Raw genomic sequence first — 22,703 nt, forward strand, 5'->3', positions numbered from 1 at the left:
GTCCCTGCCATCAGCTATCAAGCAGCGCTTGAATTTCGTCCTTCGCCTGATCCATGGCGGCTTGCGCATCCTGATCGCCTGAGAGCACGCGCTGCACGCCGTCGAACAGGGCTTGCGAAATCTCCACCCAGCGCGGCGTATTCGGTGCCGGCCGGCCGAAGGGAAGCATCGCCGCGAACTGTTTGAGCATCGGATCCTGGAACCGCGGCTGAGACAGTGCCGAAGCGCGGGCCGGGAAGGTGTCGGTGAAGAAACCCTGATTGTCCGAGGTGGCGAGAAACTTGATGAACTTGCGGGCATCATCAGGGTTCTTGGCATCCTTCGGGATCACATAACTCCAGCCACCGATGATGCCGGCGGTCTGCTTGCCATCCGGATGCGGCGTTGCCATGGCGCCCAGCTTCAGATCGGGCTTTGCCTGCATGATCGGGGCAATGTCGAATTGACCGGCCTGATACATGGATACCTTGCCGGCGATGAAGAGCTGACGGTTGGCAATGCCATCATTCTGCAGGGTCGAATCCGGCGAGTACTTGTTCTTATAGAAGTCCGTATAGAATTTGACAGCGGCAACAGCCTCCGGCGAATTGACGACGGCGGTCTTTCCATCGGCGCTGATGACATCCCCGCCATTCATCCAGATCAGCGGCAGCAGGCGGGTCACCGTATTGCCGACCTCCCCGCCGCCGGTGATCGCCATACCGAACTTTCCGCCCGTCGTCAGCTTCCTTGCCGCATCCGTCCACTGATCCCAGGTCTGCGGCGGATTGGCGGGATCGAGGCCGGCAGCTTTGAAGTCTTCCATATTGTAGAGCACGCCGACACATTCGACACGGTAGGGTATGCCATAGAGCTTGCCGTCATAGGTGTCGTAGGTGATCGCCGCCTTGTTATAATCGCCCTTGTCTTCGATGATGTCATCGACAGGCAGAACGAGCCCGTTATGGGCATAGCCCTGAATCCAGGGATGCTGCACCTCGATGATATCCGGCGTCGCGCCAGACTGCAGGGCAGTCAGGATACGCTGCGGCAAACCGTTTGCCGTGGTGATCTCCATCTTGATGGTAATGTCGGGGTTTGCCTTCTTAAAATCGGCCGCGAGCTTTTCGGCTCGCGCCTGGCCCCAGTTCGGTGTCCACCAGACGACCTCGCCGGCCCATGCGCTGCTGCATGTCAGCGCCGAGACCGCGACGGCCGCAACGACCGTCATCCTCATCTTGTCCATTGCCTCCTCCTTCACGCGAGATGTCCGTCGCGCCTGTGTCCTGACCTTTCATGCCATTGGCATAGACAAGGTGGCTCCTCTTTCCACCCGGTCCCGCTCATTCCGGTCAATCAATTGCGTCCATCCTTCCCGACGCGCGAGAAGGTCGCCGCCCCTGCCGCGACACCGCTCGTATTCATGCTGCCGTCGAACAGCGGCACGTCGTATGGGGCGTAGGGATAGCGCGCGCAGGCTTCTTCGTTCAGCTCAACGCCCAACCCCGGTGCCGTCGGCGCAAGGATCGCGCCATCCTCGAATTGCAGCGTCTCGCGCACGAGTTCCTTGCGCCAGGGCACGTCGATCGAGACGGTTTCGAATACCGAAAAGTTCGGGATGGCGACCGACATGTGCAGTGTCATCGCATTCATGACGGGTCCGACCGGGTTGTGCGGCGCGACTGGGATAAGATGGTAATGCGCCATGTGGGCGATACGCTTCGTCTCGCCGAGACCCCCGGCATGGGAAACATCCGGCTGCAACACGTCCACTGCCTTCTTGGCCAGCGCCTCGAGGAAGCGGGTGGGCTCGTACCAGCGCTCGCCGGCGGCAATCGGCACCGAACTTGCCGCGCGCACGTCGGCCAGCGCATCGATGCTTTCCGGCGGTGTCGGCTCCTCGATCCAGCGCAGATCAAACCGTGCAAGCTCGCGGCACATGGCAATCGCCGTCGGCACGTTCAACCGGCCATGCACGTCGAGCATAAGGTCCACATCCGGACCGACCGCATCGCGCACCGCCGCGACGATATCGATCGTCTGCCGGCGTTGCTTGCCATTCATTTCGAGATCGGCGACATCGAAAGGATCCCACTTAAGGGCGCGGTATCCCATGTCCACAGCCTCGCGGGCCTTTCGCGCATATTGATCCGGCGTCACGGCGCCAAAGAACCAGTGATTGGCGTAGCATTCGACCCGATCGCGATATTTCCCGCCGAGAAGTTCGAATGCCGGGACCCCGAGTGCCTTTCCCTTGATATCGAGAAGGGCCGCCTCTATCGCGCCGAGGGCGGTGCGAAAGACCGCGCCTGTCCGCCAATAGGAATCGCGATGCAGCTGCTCGACGATCGCATCGACGGCAAACGGGTCGCGCCCGATCAGCACACGTTCCAACTCCTCCAGTGCGGAGACGACCGTCTTGGTCTTCCATTCGAGTGTCGCCTCGCCGACGCCCTCCAGCCCCTCATCGGTATAGAGCTTCACAAAGACGAAGTTGGTCCGCGAAACATTTGCGACGAAGACCTTCTGCGCCGTAATTTTCATGGCTTCCTCCCGGCCGCAGGTCTCGCAAGCCGCTTACCTGTCTTGATGTCAGCGAACGGATCAAAGCCGTCCGTATTTCGCATAGATGTCGGCGACATCGCCGCCGGCACGGATCTCGTCGCGCGACCTGTTTTCGATCGTCAGAACCTCTTCCGCGCGTGCCAGAACGGCGTCGACCCTATCGGCGGGAATGACCATCACGCCATCCATATCGCCGAAAAGCCAATCGCCCGGGTTGACCCTGATCTGTGAGGTCAAGGTGCCGGTGACGGAAATCGGGACCTCGATGCCGCTGATGCGGGTGCGGCCGCGCGACTCGATGGGCGAGAGATAGCGGGTAAAGACCGGCCAGTCCTCCATTCCCATGAGAATATTGCCGTCTCGGATTCCGCCGTCAACGACGACGCCGACTGCGCCACGCGCCTTCGAAGCGGTGCTCATCAACTCACCCCAGTGACCGGCCTTGCATTCGCCCGCGGCTGAGATCAGCACGACACAGCCTGAATACATGCGGCGGAAGAAGGTGAAGGTTTTGACCTCTTCGAGATCATATTCCTCATCGGTACGCATATCGACCGTCGCGGCGACCGTGAAGGCAGGGCCGGCGATGCGCATCGCACGGTCGAGCGGCCGAATGCCGAGATCCATGCATTGATTGGGCAACCCCATCTCGTCGAGGATATCATAGACTGCCGCGGTATAAAGTTTGTTGAACCGCTCGGCCCTGCCTGCGACGTCCGCATGCTGCGTAACCATGGCCTGCCTCCTCCAGCTGAGCCCATTCTGCAAGCGCGTCTGGAAACCGCCGCCTCCACGATCGTTTCCTATTTGAACTTTATCAGTTCTCTAATGAATGATAATAGAAGGCTCGCAGGTTTGTCAATCGCCGCTGGGTGGATCCAGGCGGCAACGCCGCGGAGGGGGCGGCGCCTCCTATGACGCCGATATGAAGAGGAGCGGAAATGAAGATCGTCGACCTCAAATGCGCCATCATCGGCAAGAGCCCGATCGTGCGCATCGTCACCGATGAAGGCGTTTCCGGCTATGGCCAGGCCGAAACGTGGAAGCCCTATCTAAAGCCGCATATCCTTGCCTTCCGGGAGGCGCTGATCGGCGAGGATCCGACCAATGTCGAGCGTGTCATGTTGAAGATCCGCCAGCGCGGAAGCTTCAAGCCCTGGGGCGCGGCCGTCAGCGTCATCGAGATGGCGCTCTGGGATGTAGCGGGCAAAGCGGCAAACCTGCCGGTGCACAAACTGCTTGGTGGGCGCGTGCGCGACCGCATTCGCGTCTACAACGGCTCCATTCGCTTTCCAATCAGCGGTTACGAGCCGGAGCACATGGCCGACGATCTGAAGAAGATGATGGATCTGCCTGAAGGATTCACTATCATCAAACAGCCGATCGGCTTCCATTCACCGATGAAGCGGATTCCGGATTTCTATTACGGCGAACCCAATGCCAGCCCCTTCCACGGCGCACTCGACCGTGGTCCGATCACGGAAAAGGGCCTGCGCCATCTGGTCGATTGTGTTGCCGCGATGAAGGAAGTCGCCGGCGACAGGATCGGGCTGGCGCTCGATTGCGGCCCGGGATGGATGCTGTCCGATGCGATCCGTCTTGCCCGCATGCTGGAGCCCTATCATCTGCTGTGGATCGAGGACCTGCTCTCCGGCGACTATACGCCTTGGGTCAATGCCGGCGTCTATCGTGAACTGACATGCGCGAGCACGACGCCGATCCATACCGGCGAGCAAATCTATCTGCGCCAGAACTTCAAGGAACTGATCGAAGGCCAAGCGGTCAATGTCGTCGGCCCCGATCCGGCCGATGTCGGCGGCATCGCCGAACTCAAATGGATCGCCGAATATGCCGATCTTCATTCGATCATGATGGCGCCGCACGGGACGGCGAACGGCTTGCTCGGCCTCGGCGCGCTCATCCAGGTATGCGCCACCCTGCCTCAAAATTTCATCGCCTTCGAGTATACGACCGGCGACTCGGACTGGTGGTACGACATCGTCGAGGGCCTGCCGCAGACGATCGTCAAGGATGGCTTTGTCGATGTCATCGAACGACCAGGCATGGGCGTCGACCTCTTACCCGAACGCGCAAGACTATATCTCGCGGAAGACGACCAAACATTCTTCGATTGATTGGCTGCCCGCCTCGCCCCGATCCAACGTCAGCGGGCAACAGCTCAGAGGGACGGCCAATTGTCATTTGACATCCCGATTTTTTGATTCCTATAGTTGGTCTATTGTGAACTGTATCTTGTTCATATGAGAACACGTCTGCGGCGAGCTGGAGGAGCGGAACGCTGGCGGCCTGAGGAGGAGGCTCATGGGAATCCGATGGAGCCGCGTCGTCCCGCATCTGGCTGTTGCGCCGGCGGCGCTGTTGACGCTTGTGTTTTTCATTGGAGCGATAGGCTGGACCGTCTATCTCTCCTTCACGGCATCGAGGCGCTTTCCCGACTATGAACTCGTCGGCTGGAAGCAATATTGGCGGCTTTTCCACGATCCTTCCTGGATCCTGTCCCTGCAGAACCTCGCCATCTTTGCCGTGGGGAGCCTGCTGTCGATCGTAACGGGTTTTATCCTTGCCGCCTTGATCGACAAGGAGGTGCACGGGGAAGGCATCTTCCGCACGGTTTTTCTCTATCCGCTCGCCGTTTCGCTGATCGTCACCGGGCTCGTCTGGCGCTGGCTCTTCAATCCGGAGCTCGGCATCGAGAACGTGCTTCACTCGATGGGTTGGCAGAGCGCTTCCTTCAACTGGCTCGCAAGCCAGGACACGGTCATGTTCGGTGTCATCCTGGCGGCGGTCTGGCAATCGACCGGCTTCTTCATGGCGCTCATGCTTGCCGGCCTGAAGTCGATCAACACCGAGATCTGGCAGGCCGCGCGCCTCGATGGCGTCCCCTTCTGGCGGCTCTATATCGAGGTCATCATCCCTATGATGAAACTCACCTTCTTGACCTGCATCATCCTGCTCTGCATCGGCGTGGTGAAGGCCTATGACATCATCGTCGCAATGACCAATGGCGGACCAGGCGGCGCATCGGTCATGCCGGCCTATTTCGTGATCGACGCCTATTGGCAGAAGCAGAATCTCGGCTTCGCCTCTGCGGGCGCGGCCGTCATGCTGCTGACGACTCTCGCCCTCTTCCTGCCGCTCGTCGTCATCACGGCTATCAGGCAAAGGAGGGCGGCATGACGGCAATTTCCGCCGCAGCGCAATCCGGTCGAGAAACGAAAGCGCGCCGGCGCCCGCTGATCCGGCCAAGCCGGGTGGTGATCTTCATCTTCCTGCTGATGGCAGCCGCGTTTTTCGCGGTTCCGCTTTATGTCATCGTCGTGACGTCCTTCAAGACGATGGATCAGATCCGCGAAGGGCAGATATTCTCCCTGCCTTCGCCGTGGACGACCGAAGCCTGGTCCTATGCCTGGACGCAGGCCTGTTCCGGCATGAACTGCAACGGCGTGCGTATCGGTTTCGTCAATTCGCTCTATATTCTTGCCCCGAGCCTCGTGCTGACGATCTCGCTATCGATCGTCACCGGCTACGGGTTGGCGCTGTGGAATGTCAAATGGGCGAACGGCTTCCTGTTCGTTCTCTTCATATGCGCCTTCGTGCCGTTCCAGATCATCATGTATCCGCTGATCAAGATCACCGGCGCGCTGCATATTTACGGCACCACCTTTGGCATCGCCGTCATTCACAGCGTCCTGTCCCTGCCCTTCCTGACACTGATCTTCCGGAATTATTTCCGGGGCATGCCGCCGCAGATCATCGCGGCCGCCATGATCGATTCCGGTTCTTTCTGGCGGATCTTCTTCGAGATCGTTCTGCCGATGTCGGGCAATATCATGATCGTCGTCCTGATCCTGATGATCACCGGCATCTGGAACGACTTTCTGGTCGGCCTGACCTTCGGCGCACAGGACGCACAGCCGATGACGGTCGTGCTCAACAACATCACGGTGACGACCACGGGCGCCAAGAACTATGCGGTCGACATGGCCTCGGCGCTGCTCACGGCCCTGCCGCCGCTCGTCATCTACTTCGTCCTCGGCAGGTTCTTCGTGCAGGGCATCACCGCCGGCGCCATCAAGGGATAGGGGCATGCCTTCCATCGCATTCAACAATATCGTCAAGAAATTCGGCGCTCTCACGGTCATCGAGAACCTGAACCTCAGCATCGGCGACGGCGAATTTCTGGTGCTGCTCGGCCCTTCCGGCTGTGGCAAGACAACGCTTCTCAATCTTCTGGCAGGCCTGCTCGAAATCGACGACGGTGAAATCCTCATCGATGAGCGGGACGTCAGCTACCTCGATCCCAAGGATCGCGGCCTTGCCATGGTCTTCCAGTCCTACGCGCTCTATCCGACCAAGACAGTACGCGGGAATATGAATTTCGGACTGTCTTCGCGCGGCATCACGAAAGAAGAGGCGGACAAGCGGATCGCCTGGGCATCCAAGCTGCTGCAGATCGAACATCTTCTCGACCGCAAGCCCTCGCAGCTTTCCGGCGGCCAGCGCCAGCGTGTCGCGATTGGCCGGGCGCTTGTCAAGCAATATGGCGTCTGCCTGTTCGACGAGCCGCTTTCCAACCTTGACGCCAAGCTGCGCAACGAAATGCGCATGGAGATCAAGAAGCTCCATAACCAGCTCAAGAATACCGTCGTCTACGTGACCCATGATCAGGTCGAGGCGATGACCATGGCGACCAAGATTGCCGTGATGAACAAGGGGGTCATTCAGCAATTCGGCACGCCTGATGAAATCTACAATGAGCCGGCCAATCTGTTTGTCGCCGATTTTGTCGGTTCCCCGGCCATGAACCTGCTCGACTGCACCGTCAGTCGTGACGGCGGCGACCTCGTTGCGGTGGATGAGAAGAGCGGCATCCGCATCGGGCTTGGCGAATACAAGTGGAAGGCGAAGGCTGCCGAAGGCAAACCCGTGAAGATCGGGTTCCGGGCCGAAGAGCTTCTGATCGAGGAGCGTCAGGACGCGGGAAACACCGTTCGCTTCGACTGCCCGGTTGAATATTTCGAGAAATCCGGGCCTGACGCCTTCGCTTTCCTGACCATGTCGGGAAAGAGCATCGCCGTACGCATCGATGGGCGTGACGCAAATCGCTATCGCAGCCAGCCAGCTCTGCCCGTCTATCTGCCGCTCACCAAGCTGAACGTCTTTGACGCTCCGACCGGCCAGCGGCTGTGACCAGATCAAGAAAGGGAGGAATATTGCATGACGAAATGGAAATCCCTGCAGAGGCTGTCCCTCTTGCTTGCCGCGACCACTCTTGCCGCAAGCGCCTGGGCAGATGAGGTCGTGGTCTATCACACCTGGTCGAAACCATCTGAGATCGCGGCGCTCACCGTTCTGCGGCAGGCGTGGGCCAAGGACGGTCACCAATGGAAAGACCTGTCCATCGCCCATGACTCCGGCGCCAATGTCAGCCTGATGAACATGATCACCGGCGGCAACCCGCCCGCGATCTTCATGAATTCCGATCCCGGCATCTATCGGGATCTGAACAAGCAAGGCCTCGGCGTACCGCTCACCAAGCTGTTCGACAGCATCGGCGCCACGAAGAACTTCCCGCCGTCCGTCTTGAAGAACATCACCGTGGACGGGGAAATCATGAAGGCGCCGGCAACGGTGCATATCGACGGGATGATCTATTACAACAAGCATGTCGCCGAAGCGGCCGGCGTCGATCCGAAGTCCTGGAAATCGCTCGACGACCTCTTCGCGGCCTTCGACAAGGTCAAGGCCGCCGGCTACATCCCGATCGCCCAGGGCGGCGATCAGTTCCAGAAGGCCTATCTGCTGCAGGCACTGATCGCATCGGAAGAAGGCCCCGATATCTACAATCGGTTCTACGGTGAAAAGCCCGACCGCACCGTCATCGATACGCCGGAAATGCGCGCGGCGCTGAAGCGCTTCCGCCAGATTGCCGAGCACACCGATCCGGGCTCGCCCAACCGCCAGTGGAACGATACGACCAATCTGGTCATCACCGGCAAGGCTCTGTTGCAGATCCATGGCGATTGGATGAAGGGTGAGTTCCTGGCCGCCCACCAGAAGCTTGGCGAGGATTTCGACTGCATGAATATCCCCGGAACCAAGGCCGTGGTCGTGACGGTCGATTCCTGGGGCTTCCTCAATACCAATAATGCCGAGACCGCCAAGGCCCAGGAAGACTTCGCCAAGCTCGATGTCGACCCGAAGCTGAATGCCGAATTCGTCCTGAAGAAAGGCGCAAGCCCTGTTCGTATCGACGCGGATACGACGAATCTCGATGCCTGCAACAAGCTCGTTCTGGAAACGCTGAAAGACCCGACAAAGCAGGTCTCCAACCCCTTCAATACGGCTGATGCCGACTGGTATCGCACCATCTGGCAGGAAGCCGACAAATATTGGAGCGATCCGAAGCGCACGGACGACCAGTTCGTGCGGGCGATGCAGGACGCCTATGACCAGATCTTCTAGAGTAATTCCAAGAAAAGCGCATAACGGTTTTCCGTCCGGAATTGCGTTGGGACAAAAAGCTGGAGCGTTTTCGCAATTCGAAGAAAAGCAGAAACGCTCTAAACCCCGCGACGAGAGAACCCGGCAGATAACCGCCGGGCCCTTTTGAATTATCTGCTATCGAGGAAGACAACAGCCCGTTCAGGCTGATTCATCATGCAATCTCCTGATGGCCTGGAGCTGAATGCAATCCGGCGCCATCTCCATGACTTCGATCTGCGTGCCATCGGGATCCTCGATCCATGCGCCGCGATTGCCATCGATGCCGATCTTCGTCGGCCTTGGCTTACTGGGGTGAATGCCCACCTTCGCAAGCTCTTCGAACGTCTTGTCGATGTCTTCAACGGTGAGGCAAATATGGAAGATGCCAATGACGTCCGGGCCGGCTTCCGGCCGCTTTATCCCCTTCGGGAAAAGCTCGAGATATTGATCGTCGTTGATCCTCAAATAGACGATCCACGCCTCGCCCTGATCATTGAGCAGACGCGTCATCTCGCGAAAGCCGAGCTTCTGGTAAAAGGCCAGCGACTTGTCGAGATCATTGACGCGCAATGCGATATGACCGAGATGCCTGAAAAGATCCATGGCTCAGACCAGTCCCTTGATGCGGCGAATAGCGGCCGTCTGCATGGCGTCTGCGCCGAGCTGCATCAGCTCGATGCGGTTGCCTTCCGGATCTGCGATCCAAGCCTGGTAATTGTTGTCGACACCGAGCTTCTTTTCCGCCGTCAGGACGACGCCGCGGCTGGTGATATCGGCGATCGCCTCATCGATATTCTCAACCTCGAGGCAGAGATGATTGTATCCGACATTGGCAAATGGCGGTGCGCCATCGCCGACGCCCTCCGGAAACAATTCGATGAACTGCGTGTCGGTGATCCGCAGATAGACGATCCACAGGCGGCCGTCACGATCGAGCCGGAACATTTCGTCGAAGCCCAGCTTGTTGACATAGAAGTCAAGCGAGCGGTCGATGTCCTTTACGCTGACAGCCACATGTCCGATCGATTTCACACTCTTCATTGCATCCTCCTCCGTAATTCCGTTTCGCCGCGCGTGCCGGCGCAGCCACTCGCCAAACCTCCGATCCGGCGTCTTTTTCGAAACGCTGTGCCGCGATTAAATCGACATGACGTTTCTTATTTGAACTGATATAAGTTCATCTAAGAATTTACCGGCATTCTCATGTCGGAGTCAATGGAAGGGAGCCGCGATTGCGTGAACTCCACGGATTGCATAAGGAAGGCTGGGTATTGCCTGGTAGGCTTGGCAGGATTTCTATGACAGACATTAGTGAAGACGCCGCGCAAAAGTATCGTATCCCCGTCATCGAACAGATGGTGGAGGTGTTCGCGTTGCTGGAGCGCACGCCTGAGGGCGCGACGATCCGGGATGTCGTCAAGGCAGTGAAGCTGTCGCGCACCACCGTCTACCGCATGCTGAATACGCTGAGCGCCCATGACTTCGTGCATCGCTCACCAGCGGGAAGCTATACGCTCGGCAGGCGCCTTCTCACACTTGCAGCCCATGTCGCTCCCACCGTTGCAAGTTACGATCTCCTGGCGATCGCGCAGCCGCATCTGAACAGGATTTCCGAACTTCTTGGCGAAGGCAGCAAGCTGACGGTGCCCTCAGGTGACAATATCCTGGTTGTTGCCTCGGCGCAGGGCCATGGCCAATATGCGCTCTCGGCAACGGCAGGCCAGCGGCTGCCGTTTCATGCGGGTGCCGCCGGCAAGATCCTGCTTGCCTTCTCCTTGCAGGAGGACATTGAGCGGCGCCTGACGAAGCTGGAGCGCTTTACCAACCAGACGATTACGGACCCAAACAAAATGCTCGAAGAGCTTGCGCTGATCCGCAAGCAGAATTGGGCGCGGGACATGGGCGAGCAGATGTCCGGCGTCCATGCAATCGCGGCCCCCGTAAGGGATCACCAGGACACGGTCATTGCAGCCGTCAGCGTTCCTTTCGTCACGGGCGTCGACGAGAAGCGCGTGGCAGAGATCAGGCAAGCCGTGATCGCAGCAGCACAATCGATCACCAACGATATCCGATCGGCAACACCCGAGATGCCGTCAGCGCATCTGGCTGCTGAGAAGCCCGCAATCAAGCGAACAAATCAAGGAATGGCGGCAAAGCCGAAGCAGCGATAGCTACTGATTTCGATTGAAACGGCAAGCTGAAATTTCGATCTGCGGTTCTTCCTTGATGCCTTCAAATGGGAGGAGCGAAGTGATTGCGGAACGGGCGGCAGAGATGCGGGGTCCCGACAGGTGAATGCGGCTGCACATCATTGACATCTTGTGCCGTTGTCATAGCAATTCGACGTCATAGGCTAAGATCGGGCATGCAGAGGAAATCACGTGAAAAGACGCATGTTGCTCATCCTGGGGCTATCGGCATTCATCGCGACTTCTGTTTCAGCCGGTCGACTGACCGGCCATTCGACCCTGGCCCAATGGGAGAACAGCCGAAGAGGTGATCAGGTGGCTTTGGCAAGGGATATACTTGCCAGAACGGCTGGGCGAGATGTCGGCAAAGCAGCGGACCTGATGATTTGTATAGAGAAAGTCGCCAGAGACCCGGCCCACGCTAACATACCGCTTCATAAGATCGCGTCGCCGTGTCTGGTTTTGATCGGCGCCGAGTGACTTTTCGATTTCATCGATGCGCTTAATCCGGATTTAGCGCCTAAACCTAACGGACACACGACATTTTCCGGATTGCAATGAAAAAGTAAAATCCACAGGGAGACGACATGAATGGCAGAAATGCCATTCTGTTTGCATGTTTCGGACATTCGATATTTTGTCACATCCATGTCATGAAATACGTCGACACCTCGTGCCGGATCAAAAGCGGGTACCCAGATGGATTATTTCAGACGCTTCAACTTTCTGTTCGCAACGCCCACCTTTGACAATGAGGATCTGGAGGGTGCCCGCTACAACCAGATCGTCGAGGAGATAGAACGCTCCGGCTTCGAAGTGGTGCGCGCGCGCAATCTCGAAGATGCGGAGATCGCCGTGCAGACGGACGCAGCGATCGGCTGCATGCTGGTCGACTGGGGCAAGAAAGGCCTGGAAGGCAAGACGGCCGCCCTCATCAACCTCATGCGCCGGCGCGGCCTCGAATTCCCGATCATCCTGCTGATCCGCCGCAAGCGCTTCGAGGATGTGCCGGTCGAGGTCCTCGATTTCATCGACGGCTATGTCTTCCTGTCCGAAGAGACGCCCGCCTTCATCGCCAAGAGCCTCATCAGCCGGCTCAAGCAATATGCCGAAACGCTGAAGACGCCGTTTTTCGGTGCGCTGGTCGATTATGCCGAGGAGGGCAACCATCTCTGGACCTGCCCGGGCCACAATGGCGGCATCTTCTACAGCCGCAGCCCCATCGGCCGTGTCTTCATGGAGCATCTGGGCGAAGCGGTGTTTCGCGACGACCTCGACAATTCCGTGCTCGACCTCGGCGACCTTCTGACCCACGAGGGACCGGCTCTCGCCGCGCAAAAGGAAGCGGCCAAGATCTTCGGCGCCGAGAAGACCTATTTCGTGCTGAACGGCACCTCCACCTCCAACAAGGTTGCTCTGTCAGCCCTCGTCACCGATGGCGATCTCGTGCTGTTCGATCGCAACAATCATAAGGCCGCCCATCACGGCGCCCTGATGATCTCGGGCGGCATTCCGGTCTATCTGCCGACCAGACGCAATCTTTATGGGCTGATCGGCCCCATGGATTTCGCTGAAATGGACGAGGACGCGCTGCGCGAGCGCATCCGCACGCATCCATTGGTGAAAGATCCGGAGGCTTACAAGAAGCCGCGCCCGTTCCGCGTCGCTGTCGTGGAGCAATGCACCTATGACGGCACCATCCACAATGCCGAGATGATCCTCAAGCGCATCGGCCACCTGTGCGATTACATCCTCTTCGACGAGGCATGGGCGGGCTTCATGAAGTTTCATCCGCTTTATGCCGGGCGCTTTGCCATGGGTCTTTCGGACCTCGGCCCGGATGCGCCCGGTATCATCGCCACGCAATCGACCCATAAGCAGCTCGCCAGCTTCTCGCAGGCCTCGCAGATTCACATGAAGGATAGGCACATCACCGGCCAGAAGCGCCGCGTGGAGCACCGGCGCTTCAACGAAAGCTTCATGCAGCACGCCTCGACCTCGCCCTTCTATCCGCTGTTTGCCTCTCTCGATGTCGGCGCGCAGATGATGAAGGGCCGCTCGGGCGAAGTGCTCTGGGACGACACGATCCGCCTCGGCATCGAATTGCGCAAGAAGATCCGCGCCGTGCGCCGCGAATTCGAGGAGAAGGAACATCGTCCGGAGCGCCGCTGGTTCTTCGAGCCCTTCGTGCCGGACCGGGTGGCGATCCCGGATGTCTCCAGCCCAGGCGCGGTGCATGACGTAGCGTGGGAGAGTATTGCCACGGACCAGCTTGCCACCAATGCAGCCTTTTGGCATCTGACGCCGGGCGCGGCATGGCACGGTTTTTCGGCGATGGAGCCGGGCTTTGCCATGACCGATCCGAACAAGCTCACCCTGCTCACCCCCGGCTTCGACCGGGCGAGCGGAAAATACACCGAGCACGGCATACCGGCGCCCGTGGTCGCGCAATATCTGCGCGAAAACCGCATCGTTGCGGAAAAGAACGACCTCAATTCGCTGCTGTTCCTGCTCACGCCCGGTGTGGAGGCCAGCAAGGCAGGCACTTTGATCAGCGGCCTCGTCGCCTTCAAGAAACTCCATGACGACAATGCTTTGCTGGAGGAAGCTATCCCGGAATTCTACCGGCGCCGTCCGGGCCGTTATGCAGGCGTGCGGCTTCGCGATCTGTGCAGGGACATGCACAACTTCTTCCGCCAGGCCGATGTCAGCGCGCTCCAGACGAAGCAGTTTTCCGCCGACCACCTGCCGCCGATGGCCATGTCGCCGCATGATGCCGCACGCTGCCTGGTGCGCAACGATGTGGACTATCTGCCGATCGACGCCATTGCCGGCCGCATCGCAACGACACCCTTCGTCGTCTACCCGCCGGGGATCGCGACCATCGTGCCCGGCGAGCGCCTGACGGAGCAGGCAAAGCCGATGATCGACTATCTCAAGATGTTCGAGACCTGCTTCAACACCTTCCCCGGCTTCGAGGTGGAGATCCAGGGGCTCTATCGCGAGATCGACGCATCCGGCAAAATCCGACTCTATACCTACGTCGTCGCGGAATAGGCTCGAAAGTTCGGATTGGTCATGAAGCAGGATAAAACAATCGTCGTTCGCCCATCCCGGGAGAGCGACGTGGATGCGATGTTGGCGATCTATCGCCGCCATATTCACCGTGGCGTCGAGGCTGGGGTTGATGATAGCGACACGCCGCAACCGGACGATCTGCGCGAACGGCGCAAGAATTTGAAGGACCGCCGCTTCCCGCATGTCGTTGCGATCGAAGGTGAGAAGGTCGTCGGCTATGCCTATGTTGTGCTGTTCCGCAAGCGCCCGGCCTATCGCTACACCGTCAAGCATTCGATCTATGTGCATCACGACCATGTCGGCCAGGGCGTCGGGAGCCTGCTCATGCGCGGGCTGATGGACGCCTGCGCTGCGGCCGGCTTCCGGCAGATGATCGGCTATATCGACGCAGACAATGTCGCTTCGCTGGCCTTGCACGAACGCTTCGGCTTCGTTCGCGTCGGCCTGCTGCCGGCGGTTGCCTATCGCTACGGCCGCTGGGCCGACACGGTCATGGTTCAGCGCTCACTCGCCTCCGGCTCGACCACCCCACCGCCACCGCCGGCCCTCTCCACCCGCTGAAACCAGTGGAATCGATGCCCAAGCATGGTTGGTGCATTCGCCAGGCGCGGCGGTGGACGTCTCTTGGCATGACACGAAAGCGGAGGGAGAACATCGATCGCTTGATCCTTACTCCGCCTTTGCAGGCCAACGAGGCGGCAAGGGACACGCTTTCCTGGCCTCGGCCCGGACGCGATTGCGGGCAACCTGCGCCCTATTGCGCCGGCTTTCGCAAATGCCGCCCAAAATTGAAGCCGTCACCATCGAGAATTTCGGCATCGGGTCCATCAGAGGACGTGAACATAGCGCCGGCTTAAACCTGCATTTTACGAAATAGATATCCAAGTAACGCAACAATCCAACCGTGTGACGACGCCACGCCATCGGTTCGGGAAACACCAACAGATCATTAACATTTCGCAACCACTCTAAAACTATCCGAAGGGACGATCACGTAACAACAAGCATTCACAATCATCGGGGAAGCAATTGAAGAGCGCAGATAAGAATACGGAAGTATTGCTATCGGAAGTTGATGACTCGAATAGCTTGACAAGCAATCTGTCTGCATCGCCATTGAGCGCGGCCCTCCTATTTCTTGGGCCGATTGCCGCCGCCGCTTTATTGATGGCTGGCTTTCCACATGCATTCTCCCCCTCATGGACACCCTTCGTCTTGATGGGCGCAAGCATCCCCGTAATCAGCTTTGTTCTTTTGCAACAGCGGGCAGAACAGCGCAATAAAATCGAGTTCATGTTCAATCTGTCATGGATTGTTTGGGTCGTGATAAGTTTGGCTACCGTCTCCTACTGCCTGAACGCTGGAACCCAAGAATTCGGGGAATCGCTTGCGCAACTCAATCCTGGATGGTTGACGCTTATCTTCGGGTGGTTCTTCGCGACCGCCTGCGGTCGCGTGGCCCTATCAATCAGTAAATTGTTGCATTCATGACTGTCGCACAACGCCCAAGCGAGATGGCACATGGACCATTTGGAATACATGGAAAGGCCTCCATGTGGCAGATGTTCGACAGCGTTCGGCGATTTATGGCGGTACCGGTCGACAATCCCGAGCTGTTGAAAGCACAATACCGCGCTTTCTCGCGCCAGATGCCGATGATGTACTTCATCCTGATGTCGAGCACCTGGGCGGTTGCCGCGACGCACATGATGATTGCCCCGGCTTGGCTCACGATTGGAGCTCCTGTTGTCCTTACATTGGCATCCATATTCCGCGTCCGCCATTGGTGGCGGTCGCGTCACATGGATCCAACGCCGGAGGTGGCGTTGCATGCTCTGAGACGGACCAATCGCCTTGCTTTCGCAATTGCCCTTACCTTTACCGCCTGGTCGTTCCTGCTCTTTCCCTACGGCGATGCATATACCCGTTCGCATTTGGCCTTTTACATGGCCATCACGGTGATTTCCTGCATCTTCAGCCTAATGCATCTTCGCTCGGCAGCCATAACCGTGACTGCAATCGTCAATGGCGCCTTCATCATCTTCTTCTGTGCGACCGGACAGCCAACCTTCATTGCGACCGCGATCAACATCGCGTTGGTATCGATTGGCATGCTCGTCATCCTCAACATCAATTATCGCGATTTTGCGCGCATGGTGAATACGCAGACGGAAGCGCGTCGACGCGAGGAAGCGCAAAGCCGTTTGCTGCGGATGATCGATGACATGCCTGTCGCCGTGATGACGGTTGAGCCCGAAACGCTGATCATCAACTACGCCAACGAGACCTCCAAACACCTCATACGCAAGATCGAGCATCTGCTGCCGATAAAGGCAGACGAACTGCTTGGCACCTCGATCGATGTCTTCCATAGGAATCCGGAGCATCAACGCCGCATTCTCGCAGATCCGGCAAATCTGCCTCATAATGCCCGCATCAAGCTCGGGCCGGAAGTGCTCGACCTCAGGATTTCGGCAATCACCGCCGATGACGGAAGCTTTCTGGGGCCGATGCTCAGCTGGGCGATCGTCACCAAGGAAGTGGAGGCAGAGGGACGTATACGCCAGCTCGCGCATTACGACACGCTGACGGGACTCGCAAACCGTACAACGTTCAATGCGCAATTTGACGCGGGCCTCGGCGCGGTGGACCATGGGTCTTCGCTGCTATTCATAGACCTAGACGGCTTCAAGCTGGTCAACGATACCAAAGGCCATCGCATCGGCGATGCCCTGCTGAAAGCGGTCGCCGATCGACTGCGCGCCATTTGCGCAGCCCCCGCCATGACGATCGGCCGGCTCGGCGGCGATGAATTTGCCGTTCTGGTTCCATATGCCGACCCCTTGGGGGTGGCGCGGCTGGCCGGCCGGATCATCGATGCCCTCTCCATGCCGTTCGATCTCGACCAAGCAAATCAGGTTCAAATCGGCGCATCGATCGGCATCGTGCACGCGCCAATGCATGGAGAAACGGGAGAAGCTTTGCTCGCTCGGGCCGACATCGCCCTCTATGCGGCAAAGGCCGCCGGCAAGGGCGCGTATAAGGTGTTTTCCGAAGAGATGGAAAATCGAATCCAGGAAAGCATTCAGCTTCAAACGACATTACGCGCGTCCTTGCGGGACGGCCGGGGATTGTTCGTCTTCTATCAGCCGATCGTCGATATCGACAGCAACAAGGTCACGGCACGCGAAGCATTGATCCGCTGGCATCACCCGCAAAGGGGGTGGATCTCACCTGCGGAATTCATTCCAGTCGCAGAGCAGAACGGATTGATCGAGCAGCTTGGCGAGTTCGTCCTGAGGACAGCATGTCGGGATGCCGTCCAATGGGAGGATGGCGCGCGCGTGGCCGTCAATGTATCGGCCTGCCAACTCGGCAAGGGCACGATCGTCTCCACGGTGTTGTCGGCGCTGGCATCTTCCGGCCTTTCGCCGGAACGGCTCGAAATTGAGGTGACGGAAACTGCGATCTTCGATGACGAGCAAGGGGGCATTGGAGATCTGCGCCGTATACACGACCTGGGGGTTCGTGTGGCACTGGACGATTTTGGAACCGGTTACTCGTCCCTCACGCATCTGCGAGCCTTCCCCTTCGACAAGATCAAGATCGATGGTTCGTTCGTGAGGGATGCCGTGAAGCGCCCGGAATCTGCTGCTGTCGTCCGGGCGATTGCCGATCTCGGCAAGCGGCTTGGTGTCACGACCGTCGCCGAGGGCGTGGAGACGGAAGCGCATCTTCAATGCGTTCTGACCGAAGGATGCAGCGAGGTTCAGGGCTATTTCTTTGGTCACCCGGAACCGAGCCGGACCGATGCCGATGCAGTCATGGCCCTTAACGCGGCTGTAGCAGCCACGAGAATCCTCTCGGACGTCTAGCCTTTCCGCCAATAGGGAACGATAACCGTCCCGCGGATGGTATGGCTATCAACGCAGCCCCACCGCATTCGCGCGCGTGTCGCTTGGGCTCTCTCCGAACATGCTGCGATAGATAATGGAGAACCTGCCCGGATGAAAGAAACCCCATGTCGCGCAGACTTCGCGAACGGATTGCCGATTCAACGGATCTCGCAATTGATCGCGCGCAGCTTTCAGCCTGATTGTGCGCAGATAGGCACCCGGCGACGTTTTTCTGAATGCTTTGAACCCCATCTGCAGGGCACGAAGCGAAACGCCGACATCGTCCGCCACCATCGACATGGTGAAGGGCTCGGTAATATTGGCGTGCATATAGTCTATGGCACGGCGCACATGCCACGGCGCGATCATCGACACCTTCTCCTTGCTCAGATGGCAGGAAAGACGATGCTGGCCAAATCTGATGAAGATCGGCAAGCGTTTCGCTCATCGCCGACACGGCAAGTGGGGAGGATAAGAGCGGCCCATCATTGCGCATGCCCTGGATGATCGTTTGTGCCAGGTTGCCGATGAGCTGGCCGGCGGGTGTTGCAAGATCGAGAACGGGTTCCAGATCCAACGAATCGAGGATCGGCGTTTCCAGAAGTGAAGCCAGCATTCGCTTGACGACTTTCCAGTCCAGCAAGAGAGCGTCCAGGCTAATCGGCTCGCCCAGAAGCAAGCGATCGCGAGCCTCATGGTTGTTCGCCATGAGAATATGCCCGGCGCCACCTTCGGCGACCCTTCTTCCAATGCTCAGCCGCAACGAACCTGCGCGGGGGATATAAAGCCCAAGATGTTGCGGGGTTTCATCGAGCGTCCGGACTTCCCATGGACTTTCATATGCCGAATGGACCGCTGTAAGGGACCCGCTTCTTCTGAGATCCGCCGCCCAGGTAAAAGCCCGGTCCTTGCCCAATGGCTTGGCGTCAAAGACGCCATAGGCTCCTGAAAACGCCTCGACCATCGACTCGAAATCACTGCCCTTATGCGTCGGCGTGAAATCAAAAGATAACGCGCCATAGGAGCGCGCAACATTGTCGAGGCTCAACGATACCATGCAGCTTGGCTCTTACCCCCCTTACCTACTCATCATTCGCGCATCTCGCCTGGGATGTCGCAACGCCGATATGATGCCCCGAATGCTCCGATACCGCCCCTTTTACCGGGACGGGATTGGCGCGATCTCCGCTGGCCGGGCCGATCTTGATGAAGTAAGCAGGACCGGCAGATCGGGGATCGGGTTTCTCAGCTTGACAAAAACAAGCGCCTTTAAAAGATTCACACTTATAGTGTAAATTAAAATGGTCAAAAAATGAAGTATAATCCGCTAGACCATGTCGCCGTCCATTTCTTGCGGGATCTTCAACCTCCACGCGTGGCTTCCCGCAACGAACGGGATCTGCTGCGGCTGATCTGGAAGGCTCCCGGTATCGAGCGTTCCGATCTGACCGAGCCGCTCGACCTCACTCAACAGTCCCTGCATCGAATTGTCGGGCGGCTGCATGATCGAGGCATGATTGCCTTTTCCGCATCGGAAGCCCGTCGTCCCGGACCGCCAAGCCCTGGACTGACGCTGTGCAGAGACTGGTGCTTGACACTCGGAATCTCAGTGAATGTCGGCTCAATCGGCCTTTGCCTCATGGGTTTCGGAGAGCCTTTGGAAAACGTGGAAATTCCACAGGCAGGGTCCTCGCTTCCGGCTGAATTGGACCGGATCGAAGCCGCGCTCGAAGACCTTCTTATTCGCCAACACGCCAAGCGCAGCGATATCCTCGGTATCGGCTTGGCAGTCTCCGGCCACCGCATGCTGGAAACAGCCTTCAATTGTCCGCTGCCGCTGGCGCACTGGTCATTGATCGACCTGGCGCCGATTGTCGGCAAGCAGCTTGGCTTGCCGGTCTGGGCCGATAATGTTGCCAGGACCGCGGCCCTGGCGGAGGCGATCTTTGGCGTCGGCCGCGATGCTCCGGACTTCGCCTATATCGCGCATCTTCATGGTTATGGCGGCGGTCTGGTTTCCGGAGGCATGCCGTTTCGCGGCAGTTTCGGCAATGCCGGCGAATTTTCGGTTCTCTTCGAGCGTCAAGACTACGGCGACCGCCCGGCACTTGGTGTCCTGCTGGAACACCTTCGCGCCAAAGGATACGCGGATCTGACGTTGCGGGATCTCAAACGCGAAGAACTGCTGAATTCGAATGATGTCGCCGAATGGGTCGATCGCGTGATGCCGGCGCATAATCGCGCCATCAACGCGATCTGTGCGGTATTCGACCCCGCCTTGATCGTGCTCGGCGGCGAGCTTCCGCATCGGCTGGCAAGAATGATGATCGAACGGACCGAGATCAACAATCTGCCTCGCCATGGCGCATTGCGGGACATGCCTAAGCTGACCGTAGCGGAGATGACCGATTCCCCCGGTGCCATCGGCGCGGCATTGGTTCCCCTGTTCGAGACTGTGTTGTGACGGCCTCCGCTTGCGGCGACATCGCAGTGTATTCAAAACGGTCCATCCGAATGCGCAATGTCCCAGGTGCGCGACCCGATCTCACTCGATTACCGGCGCTCATGAAGCGGGACGCCTCCAACGACACATAGCCCGAAAAATTTCCGACCTCTGTCGGTATGTCCCTCCATCGACCGTCCTTGGGGCATCAACCAATTTCAAACCGGAGGAATATCGTGGAAAATACTCAATCGACCTGGCAGACCGCCGCCATTCTCATCGCCCGCCTGATCTTCGCGTCCGTCTTCCTGATGGCTGTATCATTCAAGTTCATGGACATGGGCGCGACCGCAGGCTACATCGCAGCCGCCGGCTTTCCGTTGCCGCTGTTCCTGGCCTGGTGTGCGGCGGCCCTCGAGGCACTGCTGGTCATAGCCTTCCTCAGCGGAGCCTTCTTCACCCCGGCGGCGATCATCGCAGCCATCTATGTCATCTTCCTTGGCTTCTCATTCCACGGGCCGTCGCACTGGGCAGGTAACCAGGCCGAATTCGGCTTTTTCGTCGATCACTTTACGTTCGTGGCTGGCCTGCTCTTCGCCGCCGTGCATGGACCGGGCAGCGTGCTTGTCGCCCCGGTGGGCCGGCCGGCCCGAAAAGCCGAGTAATATCCTCCGTGCTGATGGTGAAAAGCATGCGGGTTTGCGAAGCGGCTCCAATCATCGAGCCGCTTTTTCCGGCTGCCGTGCCGGTGGTCTTGCCATCACACTCGAACGCCCTTGGCCCGTGGTGTGACGGATGATCGGATCTAAAATGAATAATCCAGTTCAGTAGGAAATCCGCCCATCGACGATAGGCGACGGTCCCGAGGAAAATTGCTGTTTCAGCACTTGCCTTGCATCATCGCTGATAATCGACATGGGGGCTGCGACTGCGACTTTCGCTGCCGATCCCGCGAGGTCTGCCGTTCGAACGGCCGCCATCCCCACGCGGTCCGCAAGCGAGACTTGCCCGGTATCCAGCGACTGCCCCGCCAGCCGCCGTCCAAGCAACTGGACCATGTCGCGATTGTCCGCAAACGCATTATGACCGAGCGCATCGTCCGGCTTGACGGAACTTGTATCGATGACCGTGATCCCGAGCTTCGCTAGATCCGCGGCATAGGGCGTCGAGTCAAAGCCGCCGACACGATTGACGCCGCCGGACAGCCATCGCGAAACCTGCAGGGCTTTGTCCTTGGTCGAGGAAAAGATCGTGAAATGCGGGCGTTGCGCCCCCATCTCGATCATCTGCCGGCGGAACACGTCGATATCGATGTCGGGCGATGCCAGGATGACATTCTTCACCTTCGCCGGAATCGTCTTGTTGCGCATGGCGACGCCACGCAACGCCTCCACCGTCAGCCAGGATCCCATAGAGTGGGCGAGGATCGTCACCTCCCCGACATCCAGACTTTTGGCGGCTTGCAGGATCAGATCCTCCAGTGCTCGCCGTGAGAAATTCGTGCTCTCCTTGTCATAGAGATAGTCGAAGACGTTGCCGCGAGAGGGCCACGTGAAGAGGATCGGCGCGGCATCCGTTCCGGAATCATGCATGATCTGAGCGAAACGAAAGACGGCGTCGGAATAGGTGTTGTTGAAGCCGTGCACGAAAATGACGACCTGCCGCTTGGCGTTGCGGTTCTTGCTGAACCATTCAAGAACGTCGCGTTCGGATGCCACCCTCCCGACCTTCATAACCGCGAATTCCTTTGCGGGATTGGCCGGCACATGCGATGGCCATTGTACCTCGCCGATTTTGCGGTTTCGATCCGGAGGAATGGAAACGACGATATCGTTGAAGGATATCGCCGTTCCGCGCTCGCCGGAATAGAGTTCGCCCGGTTTGTCGGTCGGCCGGCGAGTGGTGGCTGCCATGATATCAACGGTGCTTGTGCCCGGCGTTGCCGCCGCAAGCGGCTGGAGAACATTCTCCAACCGCCCCGCACACCCCGCCAATGCCGACAGGGTCATCAGCACGGCAAAGCCCGTTCTTCCAACCGTCAACATC

18 protein-coding genes and 1 pseudogene are annotated in these 22,703 nt (G+C 58.6%); 12 read left to right on the forward strand and 7 right to left on the reverse strand.

Features of this window, described 5'->3' with window-relative positions:
- Positions 1 to 10: 10 nt before the first annotated feature.
- The 3 genes from DQ393_RS14020 to DQ393_RS14030 all read right to left on the reverse strand — a co-directional run bounded on the left by DQ393_RS14020 (position 11) and on the right by DQ393_RS14030 (position 3,279).
- Complete coding sequence (locus DQ393_RS14020) at positions 11 to 1,225, reverse strand: ABC transporter substrate-binding protein (protein ID WP_112342377.1); 1,215 nt, start codon at positions 1,223 to 1,225, stop codon at positions 11 to 13.
- 110 nt (positions 1,226 to 1,335) lie between these two features.
- Positions 1,336 to 2,523 carry a mandelate racemase/muconate lactonizing enzyme family protein gene (locus DQ393_RS14025; RefSeq protein WP_112342378.1) on the reverse strand — a complete coding sequence of 396 codons (1,188 nt, stop codon included), beginning with the start codon at positions 2,521 to 2,523 and terminating at the stop codon, positions 1,336 to 1,338.
- A 60-nt stretch (positions 2,524 to 2,583) separates the two neighbouring features.
- A complete protein-coding gene (locus DQ393_RS14030) occupies positions 2,584 to 3,279 on the reverse strand; it encodes an RraA family protein (protein WP_112342379.1) in 696 nt (231 codons plus the stop codon).
- 206 nt (positions 3,280 to 3,485) lie between these two features.
- Between DQ393_RS14030 and DQ393_RS14035 the strand changes: the two genes are divergently transcribed.
- From DQ393_RS14035 to DQ393_RS14055, 5 genes are all read left to right on the forward strand, one after another.
- On the forward strand, positions 3,486 to 4,679 hold the full coding sequence (locus tag DQ393_RS14035; protein WP_112342380.1) for a mandelate racemase/muconate lactonizing enzyme family protein: 1,194 nt from the start codon (positions 3,486 to 3,488) through the stop codon (positions 4,677 to 4,679).
- A 187-nt stretch (positions 4,680 to 4,866) separates the two neighbouring features.
- Entirely contained in the window at positions 4,867 to 5,742 is an 876-nt protein-coding gene (locus DQ393_RS14040; protein ID WP_112342381.1) for a carbohydrate ABC transporter permease, read from the forward strand.
- A complete protein-coding gene (locus DQ393_RS14045) occupies positions 5,739 to 6,647 on the forward strand; it encodes a carbohydrate ABC transporter permease (protein ID WP_112342382.1) in 909 nt (302 codons plus the stop codon). The genes DQ393_RS14040 and DQ393_RS14045 overlap by 4 nt, the downstream gene beginning before the upstream one ends.
- Positions 6,648 to 6,651: 4 nt before the next feature.
- Entirely contained in the window at positions 6,652 to 7,755 is a 1,104-nt protein-coding gene (locus DQ393_RS14050) for an ABC transporter ATP-binding protein (protein WP_112342383.1), read from the forward strand.
- A gap of 27 nt (positions 7,756 to 7,782) precedes the next feature.
- Positions 7,783 to 9,030, forward strand: coding sequence for an ABC transporter substrate-binding protein (locus DQ393_RS14055; protein WP_112342384.1), 1,248 nt, complete (start codon positions 7,783 to 7,785; stop codon positions 9,028 to 9,030).
- 180 nt (positions 9,031 to 9,210) lie between these two features.
- Here the strand turns inward: DQ393_RS14055 and DQ393_RS14060 are convergent, their stop codons facing one another.
- A complete protein-coding gene (locus tag DQ393_RS14060) occupies positions 9,211 to 9,654 on the reverse strand; it encodes a VOC family protein (RefSeq protein WP_112342385.1) in 444 nt (147 codons plus the stop codon).
- A gap of 3 nt (positions 9,655 to 9,657) precedes the next feature.
- Positions 9,658 to 10,092 (reverse strand): VOC family protein, encoded by a 435-nt coding sequence (locus tag DQ393_RS14065; protein WP_112342386.1) that lies wholly within the window; start codon positions 10,090 to 10,092, stop codon positions 9,658 to 9,660.
- Between the two features lie 257 nt (positions 10,093 to 10,349).
- Here DQ393_RS14065 and DQ393_RS14070 point away from each other — a divergent pair, with 257 nt between their 5' ends.
- From DQ393_RS14070 to DQ393_RS14095, 5 genes are all read left to right on the forward strand, one after another.
- Positions 10,350 to 11,222: an IclR family transcriptional regulator gene (locus tag DQ393_RS14070; protein ID WP_112342387.1), complete on the forward strand. Its 873-nt coding sequence runs from the start codon at positions 10,350 to 10,352 to the stop codon at positions 11,220 to 11,222.
- Between the two features lie 717 nt (positions 11,223 to 11,939).
- Positions 11,940 to 14,297 (forward strand): Orn/Lys/Arg decarboxylase N-terminal domain-containing protein, encoded by a 2,358-nt coding sequence (locus tag DQ393_RS14080; RefSeq protein WP_112342389.1) that lies wholly within the window; start codon positions 11,940 to 11,942, stop codon positions 14,295 to 14,297.
- Positions 14,298 to 14,318: 21 nt separating this feature from the next.
- Positions 14,319 to 14,879 carry a GNAT family N-acetyltransferase gene (locus DQ393_RS14085; protein ID WP_112342501.1) on the forward strand — a complete coding sequence of 187 codons (561 nt, stop codon included), beginning with the start codon at positions 14,319 to 14,321 and terminating at the stop codon, positions 14,877 to 14,879.
- A 468-nt stretch (positions 14,880 to 15,347) separates the two neighbouring features.
- Complete coding sequence (locus DQ393_RS14090; RefSeq protein WP_112342390.1) at positions 15,348 to 15,809, forward strand: hypothetical protein; 462 nt, start codon at positions 15,348 to 15,350, stop codon at positions 15,807 to 15,809.
- Positions 15,810 to 15,871: 62 nt separating this feature from the next.
- Entirely contained in the window at positions 15,872 to 18,193 is a 2,322-nt protein-coding gene (locus DQ393_RS14095; RefSeq protein WP_245430354.1) for a putative bifunctional diguanylate cyclase/phosphodiesterase, read from the forward strand.
- Between the two features lie 48 nt (positions 18,194 to 18,241).
- Here the strand turns inward: DQ393_RS14095 and DQ393_RS14100 are convergent.
- Positions 18,242 to 19,271 (reverse strand): annotated as a pseudogene (locus DQ393_RS14100) (AraC family transcriptional regulator).
- A gap of 255 nt (positions 19,272 to 19,526) precedes the next feature.
- Here DQ393_RS14100 and DQ393_RS14110 point away from each other — a divergent pair.
- Complete coding sequence (locus tag DQ393_RS14110) at positions 19,527 to 20,678, forward strand: ROK family transcriptional regulator (RefSeq protein WP_112342392.1); 1,152 nt, start codon at positions 19,527 to 19,529, stop codon at positions 20,676 to 20,678.
- 212 nt (positions 20,679 to 20,890) lie between these two features.
- Positions 20,891 to 21,322: a DoxX family protein gene (locus tag DQ393_RS14115; protein ID WP_162736964.1), complete on the forward strand. Its 432-nt coding sequence runs from the start codon at positions 20,891 to 20,893 to the stop codon at positions 21,320 to 21,322.
- Between the two features lie 159 nt (positions 21,323 to 21,481).
- Here DQ393_RS14115 and DQ393_RS14120 read toward each other — a convergent pair whose 3' ends face one another.
- Entirely contained in the window at positions 21,482 to 22,702 is a 1,221-nt protein-coding gene (locus DQ393_RS14120) for an alpha/beta hydrolase (RefSeq protein WP_245430355.1), read from the reverse strand.
- Between the last annotated feature and the right edge of the window lies 1 nt (position 22,703).

The sequence above is a fragment of the Martinezella tropici genome, from assembly GCF_003287875.1.
Classification (GTDB): Bacteria; Pseudomonadota; Alphaproteobacteria; order Rhizobiales; family Rhizobiaceae; genus Rhizobium; species Rhizobium tropici_C.